This is a genomic window from Actinosynnema sp. NPDC037264 (genome assembly GCF_055603705.1).
Genome location: NZ_JBVJVK010000029.1, coordinates 81,263 through 107,153 on the forward strand (window position 1 = coordinate 81,263; position 25,891 = coordinate 107,153).

The window sequence follows — 25,891 nt, forward strand, 5'->3', positions numbered from 1 at the left end:
GAGGGGATCAGGTGGAGGAGCGGGTTCCGGCGCGCAGGGTGGTCGGGTTGGCCGCGCCCGCGCTGGTGGTGTTGGCGGCCGAGCCGCTGTACGTGCTGGTGGACACGGCGGTCGTGGGGCACCTCGGCGCGCTGCCGCTGGCGGGCCTCGCGGTCGGCGGCGTGCTGTTCACGCAGGTCGCGACCCAGTTGACGTTCCTCTCCTACGGCACGACGGCCCGGACGGCACGGCTGTTCGGCGCGGGCCGGCGGCGCGAGGCGGTCGAGGAGGGCGTGCAGGCGACGTGGCTGGCGCTGGCCGTGGGCGCGCTGGTGATCGTGCTCGGGCAGGTGCTGGCCGGTCCCGCCGCACGGCTGCTCGGCGGTGGCGGCGAGGTGGCCGACAACGCCGTCGCGTGGCTGCGGATCGCGTTGTTCGGCGCGCCGTTCGTGCTGGTCACGATGGCCGGCAATGGTTGGATGCGCGGTGTGCAGGACACCCGGCGCCCGCTGCGGTACGTGCTCGTCGGCAACGCCGTCTCGGCCGTGTTGTGCCCGGTCCTGGTGCACGGCGCGCACTGGGGCCTGGAGGGCTCCGCGATCGCGAACGTGATCGCCCAGGTGCTCTCCGCCGGGCTGTTCTTCAAGGCGCTGCGCTCGGAACGGGTGAGCCTGCGGCCCGACCGGCACCGCATGCGGGCCCAGCTGGGCCTGGGCCGGGACCTCGTCCTGCGCAGCCTCGCGTTCCAGGCGTGCTTCCTGTCCGCCGCGGCGGTGGCCGCGCGCACGTCGGTCGGCGCGGTCGGGGCGCACCAGGTCGTGCTGCAGCTGTGGACGTTCCTCGCGCTCGTGCTGGACTCGTTGGCGATCGCCGCCCAGTCGATCATCGGCGCGGCGCTCGGCGCGGAACGCCGTGAGCAGGCGCGCCGGTTCGCCTGGCAGGTGACCGGGTACGGGCTGTGGTTCGGCGTGCTGCTCGGCGTCGTGTTCGCGGCGCTCGCCGGCCCGCTGCCGATGGTGTTCACCAGCGACCGGGCCGTGCTGGACGAGATCCCGCACGCGTGGTGGTTCTTCGTGGGCCTGCAGCCGATCGCCGGCGTGGTGTTCGCGCTGGACGGCGTGCTGCTCGGCGCGGGCGACGCGGCGTTCCTGCGCACCGCGACGCTGGCCTCGGCGGCACTCGGCTTCCTGCCGCTGGTGTGGGCGTCGCACGCGTTCGGCTGGGGGCTGATCGGGATCTGGAGCGGCCTGTCGGCGTTCATGGTGCTGCGGCTCGTGCTGGTCCTCATGCGCACCAGATCGGGGAAGTGGGCGCGCGTCGGCACCGTGTGGTGACGCGGTGACCAGGCGTGATGTGGTGTTCGGCACCCTCCGGAATCGTTAACAGTAGGCAACTGTTTCCCGATACTGCGAGTGCTGCCGCACGGAAGCCTAGGAGACACCCCTTGCCGGTCGATCGTGCCACCAAACGAGCGTGGCTGATCTGGTCAACCGCCGTCCTCGTCTACATCGCCGCCCTGTTCCACCGGACCTCGCTCGGCGTCGCCGGCCTGGAGGCGAGCGACCGCTTCGCCGTCGGACCCGCCGCGCTCGGCACGTTCACCGTGCTGCAGATCGGCCTCTACGCGCTGATGCAGATCCCCACCGGCCTGCTGGTGGACCGCTTCGGCCCGCGCCGCGTGCTCACCGCCGCGGCCCTGCTCATGGGCGTGGGCCAGACCCTGTTCGCGCTCGCCGAGTCCTACCCGCTCGGCCTGGCCGCACGCGCGGTGCTCGGCGTCGGCGACGCCATGACGTGGGTCAGCGTGCTGCGCCTGGCCGCCGCCCACTTCCCGCCCCGCCGGTTCACCGTGGTCATGACGCTGTCCGCCGCGCTGGGCGGCGCGGGCAACCTGCTGGCCACCGTGCCGCTGACCTTGCTGCTGGACAACGCGGGCTGGACGGTGACGTTCCTGGTCGCGGGCCTGGCCACGGCGGCGTACGCGGCGGTGGTCGCGTGGCGCGTGCGCGAGGTGCCCGACGGCGTCCCGCAGCCCGTGGTCGAGCCGGTGCCGTTGCGCGCGGTGGGCGCGAAGGTGAAGGAGGCGTGGCGCGAGCCGAGCACCCGCCTCGGGTTCTGGGTGCACTTCACGTCGATGTCCGCGCCCGCCGTGCTGGGCCTGCTGTGGGGTTTCCCGTACCTGGTCGAGGCGCAGGGCCTGTCGCGGCCGTCGGCGTCGGCGGTGCTGAGCACGCTGGTGCTGGTGGCGATCGTGACCGGGCCGGTGATGGGCACGGTGATCGGCAACCGGCCGGAGTGGCGGATGCCGATCGTCGGCGCCTACCTCGCCGTGGCGGTGCTGTCCTGGGCCGTGCTGCTCGGCTGGCCGGGCGGTGTGCTGCCGACGCCCGCGCTGTACGCGGTGTTCGCGGTGCTGGCGCTGGGCAACCCGGCGTCCGGCGTGGCGTTCGCGCTGGTGCGCGACTACAACCCGCTGCACCGGGTGAGCACGGCGACCGGCGTGGCCAACGTCGGCGGGTTCGCCGCGATCACGTTCACCGCCCTGGCCGTCGGCGTGCTGCTGGACGTGGTCGAGCCCGTGCTCTCGGCGCCGCAGGCGTACCGGGTCGCGTTCTCGTCCGTGGTGGCGGTGTTGCTGGCGGGCCTGTGGCGCACGGTGGTGTGGTGGCGCCGGGCGCGCGCCGCGGTGTTCGCCGCCGAGGACCGCGGCGAGTCCGTGCCCGTGCAGTTGCGCCGCCGCCGGTGGGACGTGGCGACCGGCGCGGCCGGCAAGCGCGCTTTGGTCGACGCCTAGGATCCTCGTCCGTGTCCGCATCTTCTCGTGTTCGTCCCTCTGGGCCACCCGTCCCGCCCGGCCTCGTCGTGATCGACAAGCCCGACGGCATGACCTCCCACGACGTGGTGGCCAAGGTCCGCCGCATCCTCGGCACCCGCAAGGTCGGGCACGCGGGCACGCTCGACCCGATGGCGACCGGTGTGCTCGTGCTCGGCATCGAGCGGGCCACCAAGCTGCTCGGCCACCTCGCGCTGGACAGCAAGGCGTACCTGTCGACGATCCGCCTCGGCTCGTCCACCACGACCGACGACGCCGAGGGCGAGGTGCTCTCCACGGCCGACGCGTCCGAAGTGGACGAGGACGCGATCCGGGCCGGTGTGGCGAAGCTGACCGGCGCGATCGAGCAGGTGCCCAGCGCGGTGAGCGCGGTGAAGATCGACGGCAAGCGCGCCTACGCGCGGGTCCGCGCGGGCGAGACGGTGGAGATCCCGGCGCGCCCGGTCACGGTGCACCGCTTCGACGTGCTGTCGATCCGCCGCGAGGGCGAGGGCGTCACCGAGCTCGACGTGATGGTGGAGTGCTCGTCCGGGACCTACGTGCGCGCGCTGGCCCGCGACCTCGGCGCGGACCTCGGCGTCGGCGGCCACCTGGCGGCCCTGCGCCGCACCCGCGTCGGCCCGTTCGACCTGCGCGTGGCCAAGACGCTGGAGCAGCTGGAGAGCGCGCCGGGCCTGTCCCTGGACCTGGACTCGGCCGTGGCCACCGCGTTCCCCCGCCGCGAGATCGCGCCCCGCGAGGCGGTCGCCCTCTCGCACGGCCAACGGCTGGCCGCGGGCGGGCTGGACGGCACGTACGGCGTCTTCGGCCCGGACGGCCACGTGGTGGCGCTGGCGAAGGACGAGGGTCCGATCGCCAAGCCGTTGGTGGTACTCACGCCGAGCGGATGAGGCCTACCGTGGACGACATGTCGAGATGGGTGTGGCCGGCCGCGGCCGGTGTGGTGACGTCGGCCACGGGGGTGGCGATCAACCTCGCCACCGACGGCCGCGCGAACCCGTGGGCGTGGGTGACGGTCGTGCTGCTCACCGCGTTGGGCGTGGTCATCGCCCTGCGCGTGCAAGCGCCGGCCCCGAGCCCGCCGACCGAAGCGGCCGAGCGACCCGAACCGGCGGGGTCGACCGAACCGGCCACCGCCGAACCGCAACCGCAGCAACAACCGCAACCGCAGTCGCAGCCGTCCACCGCGAACGTGCACAACAGCATCAGCGGCACGGTGCACGGCACCGTCGTGCAGGGTGGCAACCTCGGCCCGGTCACGATCAACTCGCCGACCACGGTCAACCAGAACGCGGTCGCGCGCGACGGCGGCACCGTCCACCAGGCCGGTCGCGACATCCGTCACGACTAGGCCTGTTGCACAAGTCCGCGTGCGCGACTCCCGTCGTACGAGACTCGTGAGACAGGCCCTGGCCCGACCTCGGCCGGCGCGCCGGGGCCGCCGGCCTAGGCTGGCCCGCGTGCAACGCTGGAGAGGGCTCGACCACCTGCCCGGCGGCTGGGGCCGCTGTGTGGTGACCATCGGCGTGTTCGACGGCGTCCACCGCGGGCACCAGGCGTTGATCGACCGCGCGGTCGGGTTGGCCGAGGAGAAGGGCGTGCCGAGCGTCCTCATCACCTTCGACCCGCACCCGTCCGAAGTGGTCCGGCCGGGCACCCACCCGGCCCAGCTGACGAGCCTGCACCGGCGGGCCGAGCTGGTCGAGGGCCTCGGCGTCGACGTGTTCTGCGTGATCCCGTTCACCGCCGAGCTCTCGCGCACGCCGGCCGACGAGTTCGCGCACGAGGTGCTGGTGGACCGGCTGCACGTGGCGGCCGTGGTGGTGGGGGAGAACTTCACGTTCGGCCACAAGGCGGCGGGCAACGTGACGTTGCTGCGCGAGCTGGGCAAGAGATTCGGTTTCGTGACCGAGGGGGCGGATCTGGTGACCGACGACGGCGTGACGTACTCGTCGACCTACATCCGGGCGTGCATCGACGCGGGCGACGTGGCCGCCGCGGCGCAGGCGCTCGGCCGGCCGCACCGGCTGGAGGGCATCGTGGTGCGCGGCGACGGCCGCGGCAAGGAGCTGGGCTTCCCGACGGCCAACCTGTCGACCGCGCGGTTCGCCGCGGTGCCGGCGGACGGCGTGTACGCGTGCTGGTTCGTGCACGGCTCGGGCCGCCGCCTGAAGGCCGCGGTGAGCGTGGGCACCAACCCGACGTTCTCCGGCCGGGAACGGCGGGTCGAGGCGTTCGTGCTCGACGTGGACGAGGACTTCTACGGCCAGCGGGTCGCGCTCGACTTCGTGGACCGGCTGCGGGACATGGTGAAGTTCGACAGCGTCGAGTCGCTGCTGGAGCAGATGCACCGCGACGTGGCCACCGCACGTGACCTCCTGCTGGATCCGGGTGACGCCTGACAGGTTGAACCAGGTGGGTGGAACCCACCGTGCGACACCGGGCGACCTGGCAAGATGCCTGACACGTCCGTCGGTCAGGGGAGAGGCGAAGGTGGAGGACCACAAGATCGTCCAGCGCAATCTCGCGTTGCAGCGGGAGTGGTACGGGGAACCCTTGGGCGACCGGGTGCGCCGGCTCGTGGTCGCGTTCAGCATCTCCCAGGCCCAGCTCGCGGACGTGCTCGGCATCAGCGCGCCGATGCTGAGCCAGGTCATGAGCGGACGGCGGGCCAAGATCGGCAACCCGTCCGTGCTGGCCCGGATGATCATGCTGGAGCGCAAGGTCCTCACCCCCGACGTCGCGTCCGGCTCGCCCGACGCGTTGCAGCGCGCGTTGGAGGACGTCCGCCAGTCGAAGCCGACCGTGAGCCGCGACTCACTGCCGGTGAACGGCAGCGCGGACGACGAGGCCGTGGTGTTCCCGTTCCTGCGCCGCCTGGCCGACGGCCGCGAGCTGTCCCAGGCCGCCGACGTGCTCGGCGAGGACTTCCCGGCCCTGGCGGAGCTGCTGCGCCGCGCGGGCAAGGTCCGCGACGCCTGACCGGCCCCGCTCGTGAGCCTCTTCTCCGCCATCTTCCCGCCCGCCGACGTCGTCGAGGAGCTGCACGACGCCCTCCGCCCGTTCCGCGCGGCGCACCCCCGGCTGCGCTGGCAGCACCCGGCCCGCTGGCACGTCACCGTCCGGTTCTTCGGCGAGGCCGAGCCCGCCGGTCAGCTCGACGGCCTCGACCGCGTGACCGCGCCCGTGCTGAGGCTGCGCGGCAGCGGCACGTTCCGCCAGGTGCTGTGGATCGGGGTGGCCGGCGACCTGGCCGAGCTGGGTGAGGCGGCCCGCGTGCCGCCGGACTGGCGACCGCACGTCACCGTGGCCCGCGGCGCCGTGCTGCCGCACGTGGAGTTCACCGGTCGCGAGTGGACGGCCACCGAGGTCGCCCTGGTCCGCAGCCACCCGGCCGAGGGCTACTCGGTGCTCGACCGAGTGCCCTTGAGCACGGCAAACGGGTAACGCGTCGCCACTGCTGGTAACCTCGACATTTGGGTCTGGCTGCGGTCCGTGGCGGCCAGTACCGACTACCCCGCTCACGTGGGGCCGCACGGCACTTAACCAGCACAAGGAGCAACGAGCACGTGGCACTGACCACCGAACAGAAGAAGACCATCCTCTCCGAGTACGGCGTCCACGACACGGACACCGGTTCGGCCGAGGCCCAGGTCGCGCTGCTGAGCAAGCGCATCGCCGACCTGACGGAGCACCTGAAGCAGCACAAGCACGACCACCACTCGCGTCGTGGCCTGCTCCTGCTGGTCGGCCGTCGCCGCCGGCTGCTCAACTACCTCCAGAAGGTGGACATCCAGCGCTACCGCGCCCTCATCGGGCGGCTCGGCCTGCGCAGGTGAGACCTGCCGAGGGGGAGTGACCACCAAGGTCACTCCCCCTTGGCGTTAATTCGAGAACAAAAGACGAGGGAAGCACGCGCGGCGCACGGGACGACAGTTCGCCGGTCCTCGGTAGTGGCCCCCTGGTAGAGGAAACCCCAGGGGACTTCGATCGAAGACCGGCCTCGTCCGAACCGCGATCCCGCGCCCTGAGCGCGCTGTGACCCGCATGACGAGGAGTACCCATATGACGGACATCGAGGTCCACGAGACTTCCGCCACGATCGACAACGGTCGGTTCGGCACGCGCACCATCCGCTTCGAGACCGGTCGCCTGGCCCGCCAGGCGGCGGGCTCGGTCGTCGCCTACCTGGACGACGAGACGATGCTGCTGTCGGCCACGACGGCGTCGAAGCACCCCAAGGAGCACTTCGACTTCTTCCCCCTCACGGTGGACGTCGAGGAGCGCATGTACGCCGCGGGCCGCATCCCCGGCTCGTTCTTCCGCCGCGAGGGTCGCCCGTCGACCGACGCGATCCTGACCTGCCGCCTCATCGACCGGCCGCTGCGCCCGTCCTTCGTGGACGGTCTGCGCAACGAGATCCAGGTCGTCATCACGGTGATGAGCCTGAACCCGGCCGACCTGTACGACGTCGTGGCGATCAACGCCGCGTCGGCGTCCACGCAGCTCGCGGGTCTGCCGTTCTCCGGCCCGATCGGCGGCGTCCGGGTGGCGCTGATCGAGGGCCAGTGGGTGGCGTTCCCGACCCACGAGCAGCTGGAGAAGGCCGTGTTCGACATGGTCGTCGCCGGCCGCGTCGTCGGTGACGACGTCGCGATCATGATGGTCGAGGCCGAGGCCACCGAGAACGTCGTCGACCTGATCGGCGACGGCGCGCAGGCGCCGACCGAGGAGGTCGTGGCCGCGGGTCTCGAGGCCGCCAAGCCGTTCATCAAGGTGCTGTGCGAGGCGCAGGCCCAGCTGGCGCAGGTCGCGGCCAAGGCCACCGGCGAGTTCCCGACCTACCCGGCCTACCAGGCCGACGCCTTCGAGGCCGTCGAGCAGGCCGGTGCCGGCGAGCTGGCGCAGGCGCTGACCATCGGCGGCAAGCAGGAGCGCGAGTCCCGCATCGACGAGATCAAGGCGTCGGTGCTGGAGAAGCTGGCCGAGCAGTTCGAGGGTCGCGAGAAGGAGGTCGGCGCGGCGTTCCGCTCGTTGACCAAGAAGCTCGTGCGCCAGCGCATCCTGCGCGACAAGGTGCGCATCGACGGCCGCGGCCTCACCGAGATCCGGTCGCTGTCGGCCGAGGTCGAGGTCATCCCGAGGGCGCACGGCTCGGCGCTGTTCGAGCGCGGCGAGACCCAGATCCTGGGTGTCACCACGCTGAACATGCTGCGCATGGAGCAGCAGATCGACTCGCTGTCCCCCGAGACGCACAAGCGCTACCTGCACCACTACAACTTCCCGCCGTTCTCCACCGGTGAGACCGGCCGCGTGGGCTCGCCCAAGCGCCGCGAGATCGGCCACGGCGCGCTGGCCGAGCGGGCGCTGATGCCCGTGCTGCCCAAGCGCGAGGAGTTCCCCTACGCGATCCGCCAGGTGTCCGAGGCGCTGGGCTCCAACGGCTCGACGTCCATGGGCTCGGTCTGCGCGTCCACGATCTCGCTGCTCAACGCCGGCGTGCCGCTGAAGGCGCCGGTCTCGGGCATCGCCATGGGCCTGGTGTCCGACGAGGTGGACGGCAAGACGGAGTACGTCGCGCTGACCGACATCCTCGGCGCCGAGGACGCGTTCGGCGACATGGACTTCAAGGTCGCCGGCACCAAGGAGTTCGTCACCGCGCTCCAGCTCGACACCAAGCTCGACGGCATCCCGTCCGACGTGCTCGCGGGCGCGCTGGGCCAGGCCCGCGACGCGCGCCTGACCATCCTGGAGGTCATGGCCGAGGCCATCGACAGCCCGGACGAGATGAGCCCGTTCGCGCCGCGCGTGACGTCGGTCAAGATCCCGACCGACAAGATCGGCGAGGTCATCGGCCCGAAGGGCAAGATGATCAACTCGATCACCGAGCAGACCGGCGCCGACATCTCCATCGAGGACGACGGCACGATCTACGTCGGCGCGGCGGACGGCCCGTCGGCCGAGGCCGCGATCGGCCTGATCAACGCGATCGCGAACCCGCAGCTGCCGAAGGTGGGCGAGCGCTTCCTGGGCACCGTGGTGAAGACCGCGGCGTTCGGCGCGTTCGTGTCCCTGCTCCCGGGCAAGGACGGCCTGATCCACATCTCGAAGCTGGGCAACGGCAAGCGCATCAACAAGGTGGAGGACGTCGTCAAGGTCGGCGACAAGCTCCAGGTCGAGATCGCCGACATCGACCAGCGCGGCAAGATCAGCCTGGTCCTGGTCAGCGACGACGCGGAGCAGGCCCCGGCCGGCGACGCGCCCGTGCAGGACACCGCACCTGCCGAGGCCAACGCGCAGTGACGAAGAGCGTCAACGGGACGGCCGCGGGTGCTTCGGGCACCCGCGGCCGTCCGCTTACGCGCAGGCTCGGGCACCTGCAGAAGCCGGGCAGCACGATGTCGCTGGAACGCGGTGACGCGGGCGTCGCCGTGCGCCGCAGCGTGCTGCCCTCCGGCCTGCGGGTCATCACCGAGCGCATCCCCGGCGTCCGGTCGGCGTCGGTCGGCCTGTGGGTGCAGGTCGGGTCGCGCGACGAGCGGGTCGAGGTCGCGGGCGCCGCGCACTACCTGGAGCACCTGCTGTTCAAGGGCACGGCGAACCGCACGGCGGCGCAGATCGCCGAGGAGATCGACGCGGTCGGCGGCGAGCTGAACGCGTTCACCGCCAAGGAGCACACCTGCTACTACGCGCACGTCCTGGACGAGGACCTGCCGCTGGCGATGGACCTGGTGTGCGACGTGGTGTTCGACGCGCTGTGCGAGCCGCGCGACTTCGAGACCGAGCGCGGCGTGGTGCTCGAAGAGATCGCCATGCGCGACGACGACCCGGAAGACCTGCTGCACGACGCGTTCCTGGACGCCCTGCTGGGCGAGCACGCGCTGGGACGGCCGGTGCTGGGCACCGAGCAGTCCATCGGGGACATGGACCGCGACGCGCTGTTCGGCTTCTACAAGAAGCGCTACACGCTGCCGCGGATGGTGCTCGCGGTGGCGGGCAACATCGACCACGCGCACGTGATGCGCTTGGTGCGCAAGCAGATCGGCGACCGGCTCGACCGCGTCGGCACGCCCGTCGCGCCGCGCGTCGGCCGGGCGCGCATCCCGGGTTCGCGCAAGCTGGTGCTGCACTCCGACGACACCGAGCAGGCGCACCTGATGCTGGGCGTGCGCGGGCTCGACCGGCACGACGAGCGCCGGTTCGCGTTGAACGTGCTCAACGCCGCGCTGGGCGGCGGGATGAGCTCGCGGCTGTTCCAGGAGGTCCGGGAACGGCGCGGCCTGGCCTACCAGGTGTACTCGTCGGTCGGCCTCTACGCGGACGCGGGCACGTTGTCGATCTACGCGGGCTGCCAGCCCGACCGGCTCGGCGACGTGGCGGGCGTCGTGCGCGACGTGCTGTCCACCGTGGCCCGTGACGGGCTGAGCGAGGCGGAGGTGGCCCGCGGCAAGGGCCAGCTGCGCGGCGGGCTCGTGCTCGGCCTGGAGGACACCAGCTCGCGGATGTCGCGCATCGGCAAGGGCGAGCTGAACTACGGCGACTACCTGTCCGTCGAGCAGACGTTGGCGCGCATCGACGAGGTCACCGCGGCCGACGTCGCCACGCTGGCGAAGGACTTGCTGCGACGTCCCGTCGCCGCCGCCGTGGTCGGCCCTTACGCTCACGCCGACGATCTGCCGTCCCAGGTGCACGAGGTGATCTCTTGAGTTCCGCAGAACCACTCCGCGTAGGCGTCATCGGGGCCAGGGGCCGCATGGGCGCCGAGGTGTGCCGCGCGGTCGAGGCCGCCGGCGACCTGGAAGTCGTCGCCATGGTCGACGCGGGTGACTGGCTGTTCAACCTGGCCGACGCCGGCGCGCAGGTCGCGGTCGACTTCACCAGCCCCGACGTGGTCATGGACAACATCCGGTTCTGCGTGGACAACGACATCCACGCCGTCGTCGGCACCTCCGGGTTCGACGCGCAGCGGCTGGGCACGGTCTCCGAGTGGCTCGACGCGAAGCCGGGGCTGGGCGTGCTGGTCGCGCCGAACTTCGCCATCGGCGCCGTGCTGTCCATGCGGTTCGCCGAGCTGGCCGCCCCGTACTACGAGTCGGCCGAGGTCATCGAGCTGCACCACCCGCGCAAGGTGGACGCCCCCTCCGGCACCGCCGCGCACACGGCCCGGCTGATCTCGCAGGCGCGTGAGGCGGCGGGCGTCGGCCCGATGCCGGACGCGACCACGCAGGAGGCCCCCGGTGCGCGCGGCACGCTCGTGGACGACGTGCGGGTGCACTCGCTGCGCGTGGCGGGGCTGATCGCGCACCAGGAGGTCGTGTTCGGCACGGAGGGCGAGACGCTGACGCTGCGGCACGACTCGCTGGACCGCAAGTCGTTCATGCCGGGCGTGCTGCTGGCCGTGCGGTCGATCGCGCGGCACCCCGGGCTCTCCGTGGGGCTCGACAAGTACATGGACCTCTGACCCGCCCGGGGCAGCCGACACCGTGAAGCCGACACCGTGAAGACCCGCACCGTCGCGTTCGTGATCACCGCCGCGCTGGCGGTGTACTTCGTGCTGCTCGGCGGCCGGGCCGTGGTGCTGCTCGGCACCGGCGACCCGGTCGGCGTCGGCCTCGGCGTCGGCGTGCTCCTGCTGCCGTTGATCGGCGCGTGGATCGCGTGGACGAACCTCAGGTTCGGCTTCACCACGGAGCGGATGGCGCGGCAGCTCGACGCCGAGGGCGGTCTCCTCGACACGTCCGGGCTGCCGCGTCGCCCGTCCGGCCGGGTGGACCGCGAGGCGGCCGACGCCTGGTTCGAGGAGCGCCGCGTGGAAGTCGAGGCGCGCCCGGAGGACTGGCGGGCGTGGTTCCTGCTGGCGCAGGCCTACGACCTGGCCGGTGACCGCGGCCGGGCCCGCGAGACCATGCGGAAAGCGATCAACCTGTTCTCCCTGCCGACGAATCGGGCGTAAGCCGTTCGAGTGAGGCGCGATTCATTCGGTCTTCACGCTCTGTTGCCTTGGTTCTTCCGGTAGGCGTGGTTACTGTGGGTACATGGCGAAGACCTGCGAGAACCTGCGGCTGGCCGTCTCCTGCCTGGTCGTGGTCGTCGCGCTGGGCATCGCGCTGACGATCGGCTGATCACGCCGGCGTCCTGGGGAAGAATCAGGCGAACCGCCGCCCGTCCCAGGAGTGCCCATGCCCTTCGCTCGGATCGTCCGGGCGGCCCTCGCCGTCGCCGCGGCCCTGGTCGCGACCGGTCTCGTCACCCCGATGGCCACGGCGTACGCCGCGGTCGGCTGCGACGTCGACTACGACGTCACCGACCAGTGGCGCAGCGGGTTCGGCGCGCGCGTCACCCTGACCAACCTCGGCGACCCGCTGTCGGGCTGGACCCTGGAGTGGACGTTCACCGCCGGGCAGCGGATCACCTCCGAGACGTGGAACGGCGTGTTCACCCAGAGCGGGAGCACCGTGCGGGTGACGAACACCGGTTACAACGGCGCGGTGGCCACGGGCAGGTCGGTGACGGTCGGTTTCAACGGCTCCTGGTCGGGCAGCAACCCCGCGCCGACGTCGTTCACCGTGAACGGCGTGCCGTGCACGGGCTCGCCCGTCACCGCGGTCACCACGACCGGCGCCCCGGCGTCGTCGTCCACGCCGTCCCTCACGACCGAGCCGTCCGCCACGACCACCACCACGACGACCACGACCACGTCGGCGTCCTCGTCCTCGGCCACGACCGGGCCGTCGGAGTCGTCGGCGGCGGCCTCGGGCACGTTCACCTGGCCCACCGCGTCGCCGAAGCCCGCCGTCGTGCTGTCCGCGGACGTGAGCCCCGACAGCGGGGTGGACGCGCTGCGCCTCGGCCTGGTCATCAGCCTGCTCGTGGCGGCCGTGGGCATCGCCGTCCTGCTCGTCGTGCGCCGCCACCTCGGACGGGTGGGTGAGCGGCCCGACGAACGGCCCTGAGCGGGGTCACACGACCGGGTGGTTCACCGTGCGCTCAGCCGAGTGGCGGGGTAGCCGATGAGGCATGGATCGCACAGCGGTGGACCGCCTCTACGACTGTGACGTGCTGGATCGGCACGGCCGGCCCATCGGACCGGTCGCGGGGGTGTGGCTGGCCGGTGACCGGCCGCTGTGGGCTTCGGTGCGCAGCGACGGCGGCACGACGCTCGTCCCGATCCGCGGCGCCCAGGTCCGCGACCGCAGGCTCGTGGTGCCGGTCGACAAGCGCGAGGTGGAGGACGCGCCGAAGGTCGGCGACCGCGACCTCTCGGAGGCCGAGCAGGCCGAGCTGCACGACCACTACGGCCTGGTCGTGCCCGAGCAGCGCCTGGTGCGCCACCAGCGCGCCGTCAGTGCACCCACCAGCCAGCCACCGCGGCAGGCGAGGCGGCGAGCACGCTGAACCGGGCGAACCGGCCGGCCACGCTGGTGGAGATGAACAGCCAGGACGACATGCCGGCCAGGCCCGCCAGCACGGTGGTGAACATGAACGGCGGCAGGCCGACCACGGAGCTCACCGCGTGCGTGCCGAACATCCAGTGCGGGTGGCGGTGGCAGCGCACGCGCACCCACTCCAGCCTGGCCTTCCACTTCAGCCGCCACGGCGATAACGCCTTGGCGGGCTTCACCTCGCGCCTCATGAACGCGGGCAGGTGCAGCGAGCCGCGGGCGGCCAGGAAGTAGAACATCTTGCCCAGCACCTGGCCGACGGCGACCGCGATACCGATCCACCACCACGAGATGCCCGGTTGCTGGGTGACCAGACCGATGACGAAGATCTCGATGCTGATGAGGGGTACCAGCGCGGAGCCGAAGGCGACGCCGAACGTGAGGCACAACCACCCGAGCACTTGGCGAGGCTACCCGTGCGGTCACGGCTCGAGCAGTAGGGTCAGCCCCCCGGTAACCCTCATTTCGCGCAACGGCCGCCCGCCCGCGTCCAGGGTGCGGACCGTGCCGTCGGCCTCCCAGCCCGCCTTGCCGTAGAAGCCGATCGACGCCTTGTCGGCCTCGGGCACCCACGCGACACCCCTCGTGGCGCCGGCTTCACGCAGGTCGGAGGCGGCCGTGGCGAGGAGCCTGCCGCCGTGCCCGCGCCGTGCCCAGCGCGGCTCCACGAGCACGCTCACCAGAGCCGTCGTCGCCGCGTCCTCGGGCAGTGAGCCGTCCGCGTGCGCCACTTCTTCTTCGGGCGCCAGCCCGGCGACGCAGAACCCCACCGTCCACGTGCCCTCGGCGGCGACGAACACCTGACCGTGCCCGACCGCCTCGGCCCACGCGGGCGCGGTCTCGTCCACGTCGATGGCTTGCAGCACCTCGGCGGGGACGATGTCCCGGTAGGCGGTGCGCCAGGTGTCTCGGTGGATGCGGGCGATCTCCGCCACGTCGTCGGGCTGTGCGGTGCGCACGGTGGCGTCGGCCATGCCGGCACCCTATCCGCCGCTCGGCACGCCGGGTGCGGAGGCGGGTCGGCGTGCGGGGGAGTCCGATCTCACGGCTGCAGGGCGGAAATCCGCGTGATTGCACCCGTGCCGGCGTGAAAGCGTCGGTGACGTGCGGTGGGCAGCGTTGGGCGTCGTGTACGTGGTCTGGGGTTCGACCTACCTGGGCATCAAGTTCAGCATCGAGTCGATGCCGCCGCTGTTGTCGGGCGGCACGCGGTTCCTCCTCGCGGGCGCGGTGCTGGCGGCGGTGGTGGCGTGGCGCGGCGGGCTGCGGATGACGCGGCGGCAGTTCGGCTCGTCGGTGCTGCTGGGACTGCTGCTGCCCGCCTGGGGCAACGGGCTCGTGGTGCTGGCCGAGCAGTCGGTGGCGTCGGGGTTGGCGGCGCTGCTGGTGGCGTCCGTGCCGCTGTACGTGGTGCTGATGCGGCGGATCGCCGGTGAACGGCCGCACGGCGTGACGTACGCGGGCGTGACCATCGGCCTGGTGGGGCTGGCCGTGTTGTTGTCCGACGACCTGGGCGAGTCGTCGTGGTGGGGGCCGTGGGTGGTGCTGCTGGCGGCGTTCGGGTGGGCGCTGGGGTCGTTCCTGAGCAGCCGGCTGGACACGCCGGCGAACCCGTTCGCGTTGTCGGCGGTGGAGATGCTGGCCGGTGGGGCGGCGTTGACGGTGGTGGGGCTGGTCGCGGGGGAGCGGGTGTCGTTCGGCGCGATCACCACGACGTCGTGGGCGGCGTGGGGCTACCTGGTGGTGTTCGGGTCGCTGCTGGCGTTCAGCTCGTACGTGTACGTGCTGGGGCAGTTGCCGGTGTCGACCGTGGCGACCTACGCCTACGTGAACCCGGTGATCGCGGTGGTGCTCGGGGTGTGGCTGGCGGACGAGCGGTTCGGGGTGTCGCAGCTGCTCGGCGGTCTGCTGGTGGTCCTGGCGGTGGTGCTGGTGGTCCGGGCCGAGCGGAAACGTCGTACCCCGGTGGGAGTATCCAGCCGTGCAGAAGATGAACGCTGACGTCGCTCGCCGCATCGCCTTGGGCGCACAGGGTTTCGCGGACGCGCGCCCCGCCTCCGCGCCCAACCGGCGGCACCTGCTCAAGGTGCTGTCCCGGATCCGGTTGTTGCAGCTGGACTCGGTGAACGTGGCCGTCCGCGCGCACTACATGCCGTTGTTCAGCAGGCTCGGGGCCTACGCGCCGTCCTTGGTGGACGAGGCGTCGTGGTCGCACAGCGCGCGCAAGCCGCGACTGCTGGTGGAGTACTGGGCGCACGAGGCGAGCCTGGTGCCGGTGGAGGACTGGCCGCTGCTGCACTCCGGGGCCAAGCGCCCCGGCTGGTGGAAGAACTACACGACGGTCGCCGAGCGCTCGCCGCAGCTCGTGGACGACATCCTGGCGGTGGTGAAGGAGCTGGGGCCGCTCGGCGCGGGCGCGATCGAGAAGGCGTTGGCCGGTGGCGGGCCGCGGGCCAAGGACCACTGGGGCTGGAACTGGTCCGAGGTCAAGAAGGTGTGCGAGTACCTGTTCGGCGAGGGCGTGCTGACGACCGGGACGCGGCGCGGTTTCGAGCGGCTGTACGACCTGAGCGAACGCGTGCTGCCGCCGGAGGTGCTGGCCCGGCGGCTGTCGGTGACGGCGGAGGAGGGCGCGCGCGAGCTGGTGACGCGTGCGGCGACGGCGATGGGCGTGGCGACGGAGCCCGATCTGCGCGACTACTACCGGTTGCAGCCCGCGCGCAGCCGGCAGGCCGTGGCGGAGCTGGTCGAGGCAGGGGTGCTGGAGCCGGTCGAGGTGCGGGGGTGGGGCGTGCCCGCGTACCGCCATGTCGAGGCGCGCGTGCCGCGGCGGATCACCGGGCGGGCGCTGCTGTGCCCGTTCGACCCGCTGATCTGGGAGCGGGCCCGGACCGAGCGGATCTTCGACTTCTTCTACCGGATCGAGATCTACGTGCCCGGGCCCAAGCGCGTGCACGGTTACTACGTGTTCCCGTTCCTGCTGGACGGCGAGCTGGTGGGGCGGGTCGACCTGAAGGCGGACCGGGCGGCGGGCGTGCTGCGGGTGCAGGCGGCGTACGCCGAGCCGGGCGCGGACGTGGGCCGGGTCGCGGTCGAGCTGGCCGCCGAGCTGCGGCACATGGCGGACTGGCTGGAGCTGGAGGACGTCGAGGTCGTGCTCAAGGGAGACCTCGCAGGAGTGCTGAAGACGGTGGCGCGGTGAGACCGGCCACTCGATGGGCTGACAGAAGTTGAAATCTGTCAGCCCAAGTCTCATAGTGGAGTCATGACGAACTCCACCCACCGCGTGACCCGGCGTCGGGTCCTGGGCACGACCGGTCCCGAGGTGTCGGCGCTCGGCCTGGGCTGCATGGGCATGTCGGACCTGTACGGCCCGGCCGACGAGGCGGAGAGCGTGGCCACCATCCACGCCGCCGTCGACGCGGGCGTGACGCTGCTCGACACCGGCGACTTCTACGGCATGGGCCACAACGAACTGCTGATCCGCCAGGCCCTGCGCGACCGCAACCGCGACGACGTGGCGATCAGCGTCAAGTTCGGCGCGCTGCGCGACGCGGACGGTGGCTGGCACGGCAACGACGCCAGGCCCGAGGCCGTGCGCAACTTCCTCGCCTACACGCTGCGCCGGCTCGGCACGGACCACGTCGACGTCTACCGCCCGGCCCGCCTCGACCCGGCCGTCCCGATCGAGGAGACCGTGGGCGCGATCAAGGAGGAGGTCGAGAAGGGCCGCGTCCGCCACATCGGCCTGTCCGAGGTGGGCGCGGACACGCTGCGCCGGGCCAACGCCGTGCACCCGATCGTCGACCTCCAGATCGAGTACTCGCTGATCTCCCGGGGCATCGAGGAGGAGATCCTGCCCACCGCCCGCGAGCTGGGCATCGGCATCACGGCGTACGGCGTGCTGTCGCGCGGCCTGATCTCGGGCCACTGGACGGCGGCCAGGCGGACCGACGACTTCCGCGCCGTGTCGCCGCGGTTCCAGGGCGACAACCTCGGCCACAACCTGGCGCTGGTGGAGGCCCTGCGCGCGGTGGCCGCGGAGAAGGGCACGACGGTCGCGCAGCTGGCCGTCGCCTGGGTCCTGGCCCAGGGCGAGGACATCGTCCCGCTGGTGGGCGCACGCCGCCGCGACCGGCTGACCGAGGCCCTCGGCGCGCTGGACGTCACGCTCACCGAGTCGGACCTGTCCCGGATCGAGGCCGCGGTCCCGGCCGACGCCGCGGCGGGCGAGCGCTACGCGCCGGCCCTGATGGCGCACCTGGACAGCGAGCGCTGACCGTGGTCGGGGTCGCCGGCCGGTGCGCGCACAATTGACCGGGGACCAGCCGGCGACACCAGGGAGCACCACGTGGCGGAAGGCGCACTGACCGCGGAGGACGTCCTCCGCACCACGGAGGACGTCCTCCGCCGCTTCGGCCCGGCCAAGGCGACCGTGGTGGACGTGGCCCGCGCCCTCGGCGTGAGCCACGGCAGCGTCTACCGGCACTTCCCGACCAAGGCCGCCTTGCGCGAGGCGGTCACGCAGCGGTGGCTCGCCCGCGCGCACGCGGGCTTGACCGACCTCGCCACCGCCGACACGCCCGCGCCGCGGCGCCTGCGCGACTGGCTGGCGGCGCTCTTCGAGTCCAAGCGCGTGAAGGCGCTGGACGACCCGGAGCTGTTCGCCACGTACTCGGTGCTGGTGACCGAGAACAGCGCCGTGGTGGACGCCCACGTGGCGACGCTGGTCGAGGACCTGACCCGGATCGTCGAGGACGGCGTGGCGTCCGGCGACTTCGCCACCGACGACCCGGCCGGCGCGGCCGAGGCCGTCCTGGCCGCCACCGCGCGGTTCCACGACCCGGTCCACGCGCCCCTGTGGTCGACGCCGGGCATCGACGCGAGCTTCGAGGCGGTGGTGTCACTCCTGGTGGCGGGACTGAGGGCCCGCGAGTAGGGAAAACCGCGGCGCGCGCATCGGGGGTGCGCACGCCGCGGCGTGGTCCGGTGGTCAGGCCGTGGTCGCCGTGGTCACCAGGGCGGTGCCGCTGCCGGTCCGGCCGGTGATGAACAGGGACGGCTCGTCCGCCGGCGGCGTGTCGGAGACGTCCAGGTCGCTGCGCGCCGAGCCCGAGCTGGAGGCCAGGTCGACCTGCGCCGCCACGCCGGGCCGAACGCCGACGCGGACGTCGCCCGAACCGGTGCCCAGCTGGACCTTGCCGGACGCGGCGTCGGCGATGGTGACGTCACCGCCGCCGGTCCGCACCTGCACGTCGCCCTGCACAGCGCCCAGCCACACGTCGCCGGTGCCCGTGTAGATCACGGTGTTCCCGCCGATCGACGACACCTCGACGTCGCCGCTGCCGGTCTTCGCCCGCAGCCCGCCGAGCATCGGACCGAGCCTCAGCTTGCCCGAACCCGAGTTGACCTGCGACGACGCGTCCGCGCGATCCGCGGTCACGTCACCGGTGCCGGTCTGGACCTCCAGCCGACCCGCCGCGCCGGTCACGGTCACCTCCGCCGAACCTGCCTTGGTGATCACGTGGGAGCCGGCGGGCGCGCGCACCGTCACGCTCAACGGCACGGCGCGCAGCGGCAGCGCCTTGGACGAGTGCACCCTCAACCGCCCGCCGGTCAGCTCGAGCCGGGCGTCGCGCACCGCCTCGGCCGGTCCCGCCGGCTGCCCGCGGCCGTTGCCGAACTGGTCGTTCACCCAGCTCAGCAGCCCCGACAGGCCCGCGGCCCAGGACTCGCCCGGCGACGGGTCGTGCTTGACCTCGACGTGCACGCCGGGCTCGTCGACCAGGTGCACCCGCACCCGGCCGGAGAGCAGCGCCACGTCGACCTCCACGACCCCGTCGACCTCGAAGCTCTGCTGCCGAACGACGACATCCGATTCCATGATCCCCCCTCAGCCCTGGACCCAGCCGCGGACGCGGGAGGACGACGACGACTCGCCGCCCGACTGGTCCTTCGGCGGCCCCCAGTGCTTGTGGCCACCACCACCGCGCCGCCCGCCGACCGCCCCCTGCACGGCCTGCGCGACGAACGTGTTCAGCGACATCCCCTGGGCCGCGGCGGCCTGCTCGGCCTTCGACTTCAGCTCGTCCAGCAGTCGCAGGGTGACGCGCGTGGCGTCACCGGCGGAGGGCCGGGGAACTTCCTGCGGCTCGGGTTCGTGTTCTTCCCGAGCGGCCGTGCCGGTGACGACCACCTGCACGTCCCGTCCGTCCAACCGCACGTCGACGACAGGGCCGTCGAGGGCCGCGGTGACCTCCGCGGCCAGGTCGGACAGCGCGTTCATGAGCGCGAGCCGCGCGGCGGGCTCCAGTGCTGCGGACAGCAGGGCCGCGGTGCGCCGGGTGTTGTCGTCCCCGGCGGACGCGGCCGTCGCGAGGTCCTCGCGCAGTGCTGCGATGTACGGCGACAGATCCATGACACCACCATGACGTCAAGCCTGACATCAGTCAAGGAAGTCTGTGATGTCGTTCATGACGCCAGGCTGTGCCGTCCGCAGGGCGCGGACGGACACGCGCTGTAGGCTGAAAAGTTGCTCTCTGTCGCTCGACTAGGCTGCGCGGCGTAGCCAAGTTGCAAGGAAGGTTCGTCGTGACCGAAACGGTGTCGCCGCTCGTCCAGCTGATTGCGAAGACGGAGTTTTTCCCGCCTGCGGACGTCCCGTGGTCCACCGACGCCGACGGCGGCGAGGCGCTGGCGGAGTTCGCCGGCCGCGCGTGCTACCAGTCGTGGACGAAGCCGAACCCGGCCACCGCCACGAACGCCGGCTACATCAAGCACATCATCGAGGTCGGCCACCTGTCCGTGCTGGAGCACGGCTCGGTCAGCTTCTACCTGACCGGCATCTCCCGCTCGCTCACCCACGAGCTGATCCGGCACCGCCACTTCTCGTACTCGCAGCTGTCCCAGCGGTACGTGCCCGAGCGCAACGCCGCCATGGTCGAGCCGGACGTCATCGCGAACGACCCGGAGCTGCACGAGAAGTTCCTCGCCGCGGCGCAGGCCAGCGTCGAGGCCTACAACGAGCTGCTGAAGGGCCTGGAGGAGAAGTTCTCCGACGTGCCCAGCGCCACGCTGCGCCGCAAGCAGGCGCGCCAGGCGGCCAGGGCGATCCTGCCCAACGCCACCGAGACCCGCATCGTGGTGACCGGGAACTACCGCGCGTGGCGGCACTTCATCGCCATGCGCGCCACCGAGCACGCCGACGTGGAGATCCGCGCGCTGGCCGTGGAGTGCCTGCGCCAGCTGCAGAAGGCGGCGGCCAACGTGTTCGCCGACTTCACCATCTCGACCCTGGCCGACGGCACCGAGGTCGCCTCCAGCCCGCTGGTCACCGAAGGCTGACGGCCGGTGAAGCGGCTGATCGTCGACGTCCTGCCGGGGGAGTACACGGTCGCGCGGCTGCCCGCCGACGCGCCCGTCCCGGCGGGGCTGCTCGACGCGCCCGGCCTGGTCTCGGTGACCAGGACGCCCGACGAGCTGTCGATCGTGTGCCCGGCCGAGCACGCGCCCGAGGCGGAGACCGCGCAGCCCGGCTGGCGGTTGCTGACCGTGCGCGGTCCGCTGGAGTTCACCCTCACTGGCATCATGGCCGCCCTGTCGGGTGAACTGGCCGCGGCGGGCGTGAGCCTGTTCGCGCTGTCCACCTACGACACCGACCACCTGCTGGTGAAGTCGGGCGACCTGGCCCGCGCCGTGCAGGCGCTGCGGTCGTCCGGGCACGAAGTCACGAAACCGTGAAACCGGATCGGGCGTCACGTGGTCTGAAGTAGCGTTCCGCCCGGTCCGCGGGTTTCGAGGAGTGACGGTGACTGGTCCGACGCAAGGTGTGAGCGCGCAACCCCGCGTGATCGCGGGCAGGTACACCCTGCTCGCCGAGCTGGGACGCGGCGGCATGGGCGTCGTCTGGCGCGCCCAGGACAACGTGATCGGCCGCCAGGTCGCCATCAAGGAGCTGCACCTGCCCGACGGCATCGCGCTGGAAGAGCGCCGGGTGCTGGAGGAACGGGTGATGCGCGAGGCGCGCACCGCGGGCCGGCTGAACGACCCCGGCGTGGTCACCGTGTATGACGTGGTCGCCGAGCACGGCATGAACTACATCGTGATGGAGCTGGTCGAGGCCGCCACGCTGTCCACGCTGATCAGCGCGCACGGCCCGATGCCGCAGGACCGGGTCATCTCGATGGCCGTCCAGGCGCTGTCCGCCCTGGACTCCGCGCACCAGGCCGGGATCGTGCACCGCGACGTCAAGCCCGGCAACCTCATGGTCACGCCCAACGGCCGGGTGAAGCTCACCGACTTCGGCATCGCCCAGGCCGTGGACGACCCGCGGCTGACCACCAGCGGCAGCCTCATCGGCTCGCCCGCCTACATGTCGCCGGAGCGCATCCACGGCAACGAGGCCTCGCCCGCCTCCGACCTGTGGGCGCTGGGCGCGACGCTCTGCTACGCCGTCGAGGGCGCCAACCCGTACGACCGGCCGACCACCGCGTCCACCCTGCACGCGATCATGAACGAGATGCCCCGCCTGACCAGGGCGCACGGCGTGCTCGGCGCGGTGATCACCGGCCTGATGATGCCCGACCCGAACGCCCGGCTGACCGGCCCGCAGGCGCGCGCGATGCTGGAACGCGCGGCGGCCCACCCGACACCGCCGACCGGGTTCGGCGCGCCGAACCCGACCATGCACTACGCGCAGCCCACCGCGGTGCGCAAGCCGTGGCTCAAGGGCCTGCTGATCACCGGCACGGCGGTGGCCGCGGTCGCGCTGCTGGTCGGCGGCGTGTTCCTGGGCCGGTGGCTGTTCACCGAGCAGCCGCCCGCCGCGATGGCCGAGACGGTCACCTACGGTCCGGGCGGCACGATCGAGCCCGCCCAGTTCAAGGCGGGCGCCGGGCAGTGCGGCGACAACCTGGTCGACCCCAACACCACGGTCAACTACACCGACTGCGACGAGCCGCACCGGGTCGAGGTCTACGCGGCGGCGGAGCCGTTCGGGTCGGACAAGATGCCCTACCCGGGCGACGAGTGGCTGCGCGGGTACGCGGAGAACTACTGCACGCTGTACTTCATGTCCGAGCGGGTGCCCGTGCAGGACAAGGAGTCCAAGCTCCGCTACGTCGCCGTCGTGCCGACCTCGGGCGTCTGGGCGGAGGACCCGTCGAAGTCCTCGTCCTCGGACAAGCGCTACCGCGACGTGGCCTGCGTGCTGTGGAACAAGGACGGCACCGCGCTGAAGGACCAGGTGTACGCCAAGTAACGTGGGTCCATGGGCGTCGCGCAGGACGAACGCAGGCTGCTGACCGAGCTGTTCGCCGAGGTGGGGCCGGACGCGCCCACGTTGTGCGACCCGTGGCGCGCCCGGGACCTCGCCGCGCACCTCGTGCTGCGGGAACGCCGCCCGGACGCGGCGGCCGGCATCCTGGTCAAGCCGCTGGCCGGGCACACGCAGCGCGTCCAGGACGCCTACGCGGCCAGGCCGTGGGACGAGCTGGTCGAGCTGGTCCGCGTCGGCCCGCCCCGGTTCTCGCCCTACGCGCTCATCGACGAGCTGGTGAACTCCGTCGAGTACTTCGTGCACCACGAGGACGTGCGCCGGGCGCGGGACGACTGGGAGCCGCGTTCACCCGATCCGGTACGAGACGCGGTGCTGTGGCAGCGCCTCGCGCCCACCGCCCGGCTCATGTACCGCAAGAGCCCGGTCGGGGTGGTGCTGCGCCGCCCGGACGGCGAGGCGGTCGTGGCCAAGCGTGGAGCGGACCCCGTGGTGCTGACCGGGCAGGTCTCGGAACTGCTGGTGCACGTGTTCGGCCGGGCCGCCGCACGCGTCGAGTACGACGGCTCGGACGACGCCGTGCGGCTGGTGCGAGCCCTCGACCGGAGCATGTAGTCGCAGCTTGCCGAGGGTGACGCGGTAGATTTCCGCATATGACCGGAAGTCCTACCGCCTCGCCCGGCCGCCCGTTCGGCCGCGTGCTCACCGCCATGGTCACCCCGTTCGACGCGGAGGGGGCGGTGGACCTGGACCGGGCGCAGCGGCTCGCCGAGCACCTGGTCGAGCTGGGCAACGACGGTCTCGTGGTCAACGGCACCACCGGCGAGAGCCCGACCACGACCGACGCGGAGAAGGCGGACCTGGTCCGCGCCGTGGTCGAGGCGGTCGGCGACCGCGCCACCGTGGTCGCCGGCGCGGGCACGTACGACACCGCGCACAGCGCGCACCTGGCCAAGCAGGCGGAGGCGGCGGGCGCGCACGGCCTGCTGCTGGTCACCCCGTACTACTCGCGGCCCACCCAGGAGGGTGTGTTCGCGCACTTCACCACCATCGCCGACCAGGTCGGCGTGCCCGTGATGCTGTACGACATCCCGCCGCGCACCGTGATCCCCATCGAGGTGCCGACCCTGCTGCGGCTCGCCGAGCACCCGCGGATCGTCGCGGTGAAGGACGCCAAGGGCGACCTGCTCGCGGGCAGCAAGGTCATCGCCGCCACCGACCTGGCCTACTACTCCGGTGACGACCCGCTGAACCTGCCGTGGCTGTCGGTCGGCGCGGTCGGGTTCGTCAGCGTCATCTCGCACTTCGCCGCGGACCGGCTGCGCGAGCTGGTCGACGCGTTCGAGTCCGGTGACGTCGCCGGCGCGACCGCGATCCACCAGTCGCTGCTGCCGCTGCTGAGGCCCTTCAAGCGGATGCCCGGCGTGACCTACGCCAAGACCGCGCTGCGCCTGCGCGGCCTCGACGTCGGCGACCCGAGGCTGCCGCTGGTACCCGCTTCAACCGAGGACATCGAGGCCGTCGAGGCCGAATTGGGAGTCAACGCGTGATCAACCCGAACTCACCCCCGCCCGCACTGCCCGACGGAGGTCTGCGCGTCGTCGCACTGGGTGGAATTGGCGAGATCGGCCGCAACATGACGGTGTTCGAGCACGCCGGCCGGCTGCTCGTCGTGGACTGCGGCGTGCTCTTCCCCGAGGACGACCAGCCTGGCGTCGACCTGATCCTCCCGGACTTCCGGGCCATCGAGGACCGGTTGGACGACATCGAGGCGCTGGTGCTCACCCACGGGCACGAGGACCACATCGGCGCGGTGCCGTTCCTGCTGAAGCTGCGCCCCGACCTGCCGGTGGTCGGCTCGCGGTTCACGCTGGCGCTGCTCGCGGCCAAGTGCAAGGAGCACCGCCAGACGCCGAGGCTGATCGAGATCACCGACGGCGACCGGCGCTCCTACGGGCCGTACGAGCTGGAGTTCTTCGCGGTCAACCACTCCATCCCGGACGCGGTAGCGGTCGCGATCCGCACGTCCGCCGGGCTGGTGCTGCACACCGGCGACATCAAGCTCGACCAGCTGCCGCTCGACGGCAGGCTCACCGACCTGGCCGGGTTCTCCCGGCTCGGCGACGAGGGCGTCGACCTGTTCCTGGTCGACTCGACCAACGCCGAGGTGCCGGGGTTCGTCGCGCCGGAGCGCGAGATCGGGCCGGTGCTGGAGAACGTGGTCCGCAAGGCCAACCAGCGGGTGATCGTGGCGTGCTTCGCCTCCCACGTGCACCGGGTGCAGCAGGTGCTGGACGTGGCCGTGCAGTACGAGCGGCGGGTCGCGCTGGTCGGCCGGTCGATGGTGCGCAACATGGGCATCGCGGCCGAGCTCGGCTACCTCAACGTGCCGGACGGGTTGTTCGTCGACCTCAACGAGGCGATGGAGCTGCCCGAGGACGAGGTGATGTTCGTGTCGACCGGCTCGCAGGGCGAGCCGCTGTCGGCGTTGTCGCGGATGGCGCGCGGCGAGCACCGGCAGATCTCGATCAGGGCGGGCGACACGATCGTGCTGGCGTCGTCGTTGATCCCGGGCAACGAGAACGCGGTGTTCGGCGTGGTCAACGGCCTGGCGCGGCTCGGCGCGACGGTCGTGCACCAGGGCAACGCCAAGGTGCACGTGTCCGGCCACTCGCCGGCGGGGGAGCTGCTGTTCCTCTACAACGCCGTGCGGCCGTCGAACGTGATGCCGGTGCACGGCGAGTGGCGGCACCTGCGGGCCAACGCGGCGCTGGCCGTGGCGACGGGGGTGGACCCGGAGCGGGTCGTCATCGCCGAGGACGGCGTGGTGGTCGACCTGGTCGACGGCAAGGCGGAGATCACCGGCAAGGTCGAGGTGGGCCACGTCTACGTGGACGGCCTGTCGGTCGGCGACGTCGGCGAGTCGACCCTGTCCGACCGGCTCGTGCTCGGCGAGGGCGGGTTCATCGCGATCACCGTGGCCGTGGACTCCGGCAGCGGTCGCGCGGTCGCGCCGCCGACGGTGTCCGGCCGGGGTTTCTCCGACGACCCGAAGGCCCTGGACCAGGCGATCTCGCTGGTGGAGATGGAACTGTCCCGCACGGAGGCCGAGGGCATCACCGACTCGCACCGCATCGCGCAGGCCGTGCGCCGCGTGGTGGGCCGCTGGGTCGCCGAGACGTACCGGCGGCGGCCGATGATCGTGCCGACCATCATCCCGGTGAACTGACCGCCGGTCGACCTCCCGCGGCAGCCGGCGCGAACTGCCTGGTGGGGGGGGGGGGGGGGGGGGGGGGGGGGGGGGGGGGGGGGGGGGGGGGGGGGGGGGGGGGGGGGGGGGGGGGGGGGGGGGGGGGGGGGGGG

The 25,891-nt window shown here is 72.2% G+C and carries 28 protein-coding genes; 24 read left to right on the top strand and 4 right to left on the bottom strand.

Translation table 11 applies throughout. The features are described 5' to 3' along the window. Positions 1–11: 11 nt before the first annotated feature. The 14 genes from ACZ7GX_RS27470 to ACZ7GX_RS27535 all read left to right on the top strand — a co-directional run bounded on the left by ACZ7GX_RS27470 (position 12) and on the right by ACZ7GX_RS27535 (position 13,207). A complete protein-coding gene (locus ACZ7GX_RS27470; protein ID WP_498780719.1) occupies positions 12–1,313 on the top strand; it encodes an MATE family efflux transporter in 1,302 nt (433 codons plus the stop codon). A 110-nt stretch (positions 1,314–1,423) separates the two neighbouring features. Beyond that, positions 1,424–2,773 (top strand): MFS transporter, encoded by a 1,350-nt coding sequence (locus ACZ7GX_RS27475; protein ID WP_498780721.1) that lies wholly within the window; start codon positions 1,424–1,426, stop codon positions 2,771–2,773. 68 nt (positions 2,774–2,841) lie between these two features. Continuing rightward, positions 2,842–3,702 carry a tRNA pseudouridine(55) synthase TruB gene (truB, locus tag ACZ7GX_RS27480; protein WP_498780722.1) on the top strand — a complete coding sequence of 287 codons (861 nt, stop codon included), beginning with the start codon at positions 2,842–2,844 and terminating at the stop codon, positions 3,700–3,702. A 17-nt stretch (positions 3,703–3,719) separates the two neighbouring features. After that, positions 3,720–4,163: a hypothetical protein gene (locus tag ACZ7GX_RS27485; protein ID WP_498780724.1), complete on the top strand. Its 444-nt coding sequence runs from the start codon at positions 3,720–3,722 to the stop codon at positions 4,161–4,163. Positions 4,164–4,272: 109 nt separating this feature from the next. After that, positions 4,273–5,214 carry a bifunctional riboflavin kinase/FAD synthetase gene (locus ACZ7GX_RS27490; protein ID WP_498780726.1) on the top strand — a complete coding sequence of 314 codons (942 nt, stop codon included), beginning with the start codon at positions 4,273–4,275 and terminating at the stop codon, positions 5,212–5,214. 91 nt (positions 5,215–5,305) lie between these two features. After that, the gene (locus ACZ7GX_RS27495; RefSeq protein ID WP_498780728.1) at positions 5,306–5,794 is read left to right on the top strand and encodes a helix-turn-helix domain-containing protein; all 489 of its coding nucleotides are present in this window, start codon (positions 5,306–5,308) and stop codon (positions 5,792–5,794) included. 12 nt (positions 5,795–5,806) lie between these two features. Next, positions 5,807–6,259, top strand: a complete 453-nt coding sequence (locus tag ACZ7GX_RS27500; protein ID WP_498780730.1) for a 2'-5' RNA ligase family protein — start codon at positions 5,807–5,809, stop codon at positions 6,257–6,259. Between the two features lie 122 nt (positions 6,260–6,381). Beyond that, positions 6,382–6,651: a 30S ribosomal protein S15 gene (gene rpsO / locus ACZ7GX_RS27505; RefSeq protein WP_498780731.1), complete on the top strand. Its 270-nt coding sequence runs from the start codon at positions 6,382–6,384 to the stop codon at positions 6,649–6,651. Between the two features lie 226 nt (positions 6,652–6,877). Then, positions 6,878–9,115 carry a polyribonucleotide nucleotidyltransferase gene (locus ACZ7GX_RS27510; protein ID WP_498780732.1) on the top strand — a complete coding sequence of 746 codons (2,238 nt, stop codon included), beginning with the start codon at positions 6,878–6,880 and terminating at the stop codon, positions 9,113–9,115. 95 nt (positions 9,116–9,210) lie between these two features. Continuing rightward, positions 9,211–10,518: a M16 family metallopeptidase gene (locus tag ACZ7GX_RS27515; protein ID WP_498780766.1), complete on the top strand. Its 1,308-nt coding sequence runs from the start codon at positions 9,211–9,213 to the stop codon at positions 10,516–10,518. Continuing rightward, positions 10,515–11,273, top strand: a complete 759-nt coding sequence (gene dapB / locus ACZ7GX_RS27520) for a 4-hydroxy-tetrahydrodipicolinate reductase (RefSeq protein ID WP_498780734.1) — start codon at positions 10,515–10,517, stop codon at positions 11,271–11,273. The genes ACZ7GX_RS27515 and dapB overlap by 4 nt, the downstream gene beginning before the upstream one ends. A 36-nt stretch (positions 11,274–11,309) precedes the next feature. After that, positions 11,310–11,765: a tetratricopeptide repeat protein gene (locus ACZ7GX_RS27525; protein WP_498780736.1), complete on the top strand. Its 456-nt coding sequence runs from the start codon at positions 11,310–11,312 to the stop codon at positions 11,763–11,765. Between the two features lie 226 nt (positions 11,766–11,991). After that, complete coding sequence (locus tag ACZ7GX_RS27530; RefSeq protein WP_498780737.1) at positions 11,992–12,765, top strand: cellulose-binding domain-containing protein; 774 nt, start codon at positions 11,992–11,994, stop codon at positions 12,763–12,765. A 64-nt stretch (positions 12,766–12,829) separates the two neighbouring features. Next, complete coding sequence (locus tag ACZ7GX_RS27535) at positions 12,830–13,207, top strand: hypothetical protein (RefSeq protein ID WP_498780739.1); 378 nt, start codon at positions 12,830–12,832, stop codon at positions 13,205–13,207. Here the strand turns inward: ACZ7GX_RS27535 and ACZ7GX_RS27540 are convergent. Both ACZ7GX_RS27540 and ACZ7GX_RS27545 read right to left on the bottom strand, forming a co-directional pair. Then, positions 13,155–13,655 (bottom strand): hypothetical protein, encoded by a 501-nt coding sequence (locus ACZ7GX_RS27540; protein ID WP_498780740.1) that lies wholly within the window; start codon positions 13,653–13,655, stop codon positions 13,155–13,157. The genes ACZ7GX_RS27535 and ACZ7GX_RS27540 overlap by 53 nt on opposite strands. A 21-nt stretch (positions 13,656–13,676) precedes the next feature. After that, on the bottom strand, positions 13,677–14,228 hold the full coding sequence (locus ACZ7GX_RS27545) for a GNAT family N-acetyltransferase (RefSeq protein WP_498780741.1): 552 nt from the start codon (positions 14,226–14,228) through the stop codon (positions 13,677–13,679). Positions 14,229–14,358: 130 nt separating this feature from the next. Between ACZ7GX_RS27545 and ACZ7GX_RS27550 the strand changes: the two genes are divergently transcribed. The 4 genes from ACZ7GX_RS27550 to ACZ7GX_RS27565 all read left to right on the top strand — a co-directional run bounded on the left by ACZ7GX_RS27550 (position 14,359) and on the right by ACZ7GX_RS27565 (position 18,193). Further along, on the top strand, positions 14,359–15,255 hold the full coding sequence (locus ACZ7GX_RS27550) for an EamA family transporter (RefSeq protein WP_498780743.1): 897 nt from the start codon (positions 14,359–14,361) through the stop codon (positions 15,253–15,255). Next, on the top strand, positions 15,245–16,456 hold the full coding sequence (locus ACZ7GX_RS27555) for a winged helix-turn-helix domain-containing protein (protein WP_498780744.1): 1,212 nt from the start codon (positions 15,245–15,247) through the stop codon (positions 16,454–16,456). Before ACZ7GX_RS27550 ends, ACZ7GX_RS27555 begins: the two co-directional genes overlap by 11 nt. A gap of 63 nt (positions 16,457–16,519) precedes the next feature. Next, a complete protein-coding gene (locus ACZ7GX_RS27560; protein WP_498780746.1) occupies positions 16,520–17,533 on the top strand; it encodes an aldo/keto reductase in 1,014 nt (337 codons plus the stop codon). Positions 17,534–17,605: 72 nt separating this feature from the next. After that, positions 17,606–18,193, top strand: coding sequence for a TetR/AcrR family transcriptional regulator (locus tag ACZ7GX_RS27565; protein ID WP_498780747.1), 588 nt, complete (start codon positions 17,606–17,608; stop codon positions 18,191–18,193). A 54-nt stretch (positions 18,194–18,247) separates the two neighbouring features. Here ACZ7GX_RS27565 and ACZ7GX_RS27570 read toward each other — a convergent pair whose 3' ends face one another. Further along, positions 18,248–19,138: a DUF4097 family beta strand repeat-containing protein gene (locus ACZ7GX_RS27570; RefSeq protein ID WP_498780748.1), complete on the bottom strand. Its 891-nt coding sequence runs from the start codon at positions 19,136–19,138 to the stop codon at positions 18,248–18,250. 9 nt (positions 19,139–19,147) lie between these two features. Continuing rightward, positions 19,148–19,672 carry a toxin-antitoxin system HicB family antitoxin gene (locus ACZ7GX_RS27575; protein ID WP_498780749.1) on the bottom strand — a complete coding sequence of 175 codons (525 nt, stop codon included), beginning with the start codon at positions 19,670–19,672 and terminating at the stop codon, positions 19,148–19,150. A gap of 173 nt (positions 19,673–19,845) precedes the next feature. On the opposite strand from ACZ7GX_RS27575, the gene thyX reads away from it, so the two are divergent. The 6 genes from thyX (at position 19,846) to ACZ7GX_RS27605 (ending at position 25,757) form a co-directional block, all read left to right on the top strand. Next, the gene (thyX, locus tag ACZ7GX_RS27580) at positions 19,846–20,598 is read left to right on the top strand and encodes an FAD-dependent thymidylate synthase (protein WP_498780750.1); all 753 of its coding nucleotides are present in this window, start codon (positions 19,846–19,848) and stop codon (positions 20,596–20,598) included. Positions 20,599–20,604: 6 nt separating this feature from the next. Beyond that, positions 20,605–20,994, top strand: coding sequence for an ACT domain-containing protein (locus ACZ7GX_RS27585; RefSeq protein WP_498780751.1), 390 nt, complete (start codon positions 20,605–20,607; stop codon positions 20,992–20,994). A 67-nt stretch (positions 20,995–21,061) separates the two neighbouring features. Then, positions 21,062–22,513 (top strand): serine/threonine-protein kinase, encoded by a 1,452-nt coding sequence (locus tag ACZ7GX_RS27590; RefSeq protein WP_498780753.1) that lies wholly within the window; start codon positions 21,062–21,064, stop codon positions 22,511–22,513. 9 nt (positions 22,514–22,522) lie between these two features. Next, the gene (locus ACZ7GX_RS27595) at positions 22,523–23,143 is read left to right on the top strand and encodes a TIGR03085 family metal-binding protein (protein ID WP_498780755.1); all 621 of its coding nucleotides are present in this window, start codon (positions 22,523–22,525) and stop codon (positions 23,141–23,143) included. Positions 23,144–23,181: 38 nt separating this feature from the next. After that, positions 23,182–24,078, top strand: coding sequence for a 4-hydroxy-tetrahydrodipicolinate synthase (gene dapA, locus ACZ7GX_RS27600; RefSeq protein WP_498780757.1), 897 nt, complete (start codon positions 23,182–23,184; stop codon positions 24,076–24,078). Continuing rightward, positions 24,075–25,757 carry a ribonuclease J gene (locus ACZ7GX_RS27605; RefSeq protein WP_498780758.1) on the top strand — a complete coding sequence of 561 codons (1,683 nt, stop codon included), beginning with the start codon at positions 24,075–24,077 and terminating at the stop codon, positions 25,755–25,757. Before dapA ends, ACZ7GX_RS27605 begins: the two co-directional genes overlap by 4 nt. Positions 25,758–25,891 lie beyond the last annotated feature (134 nt).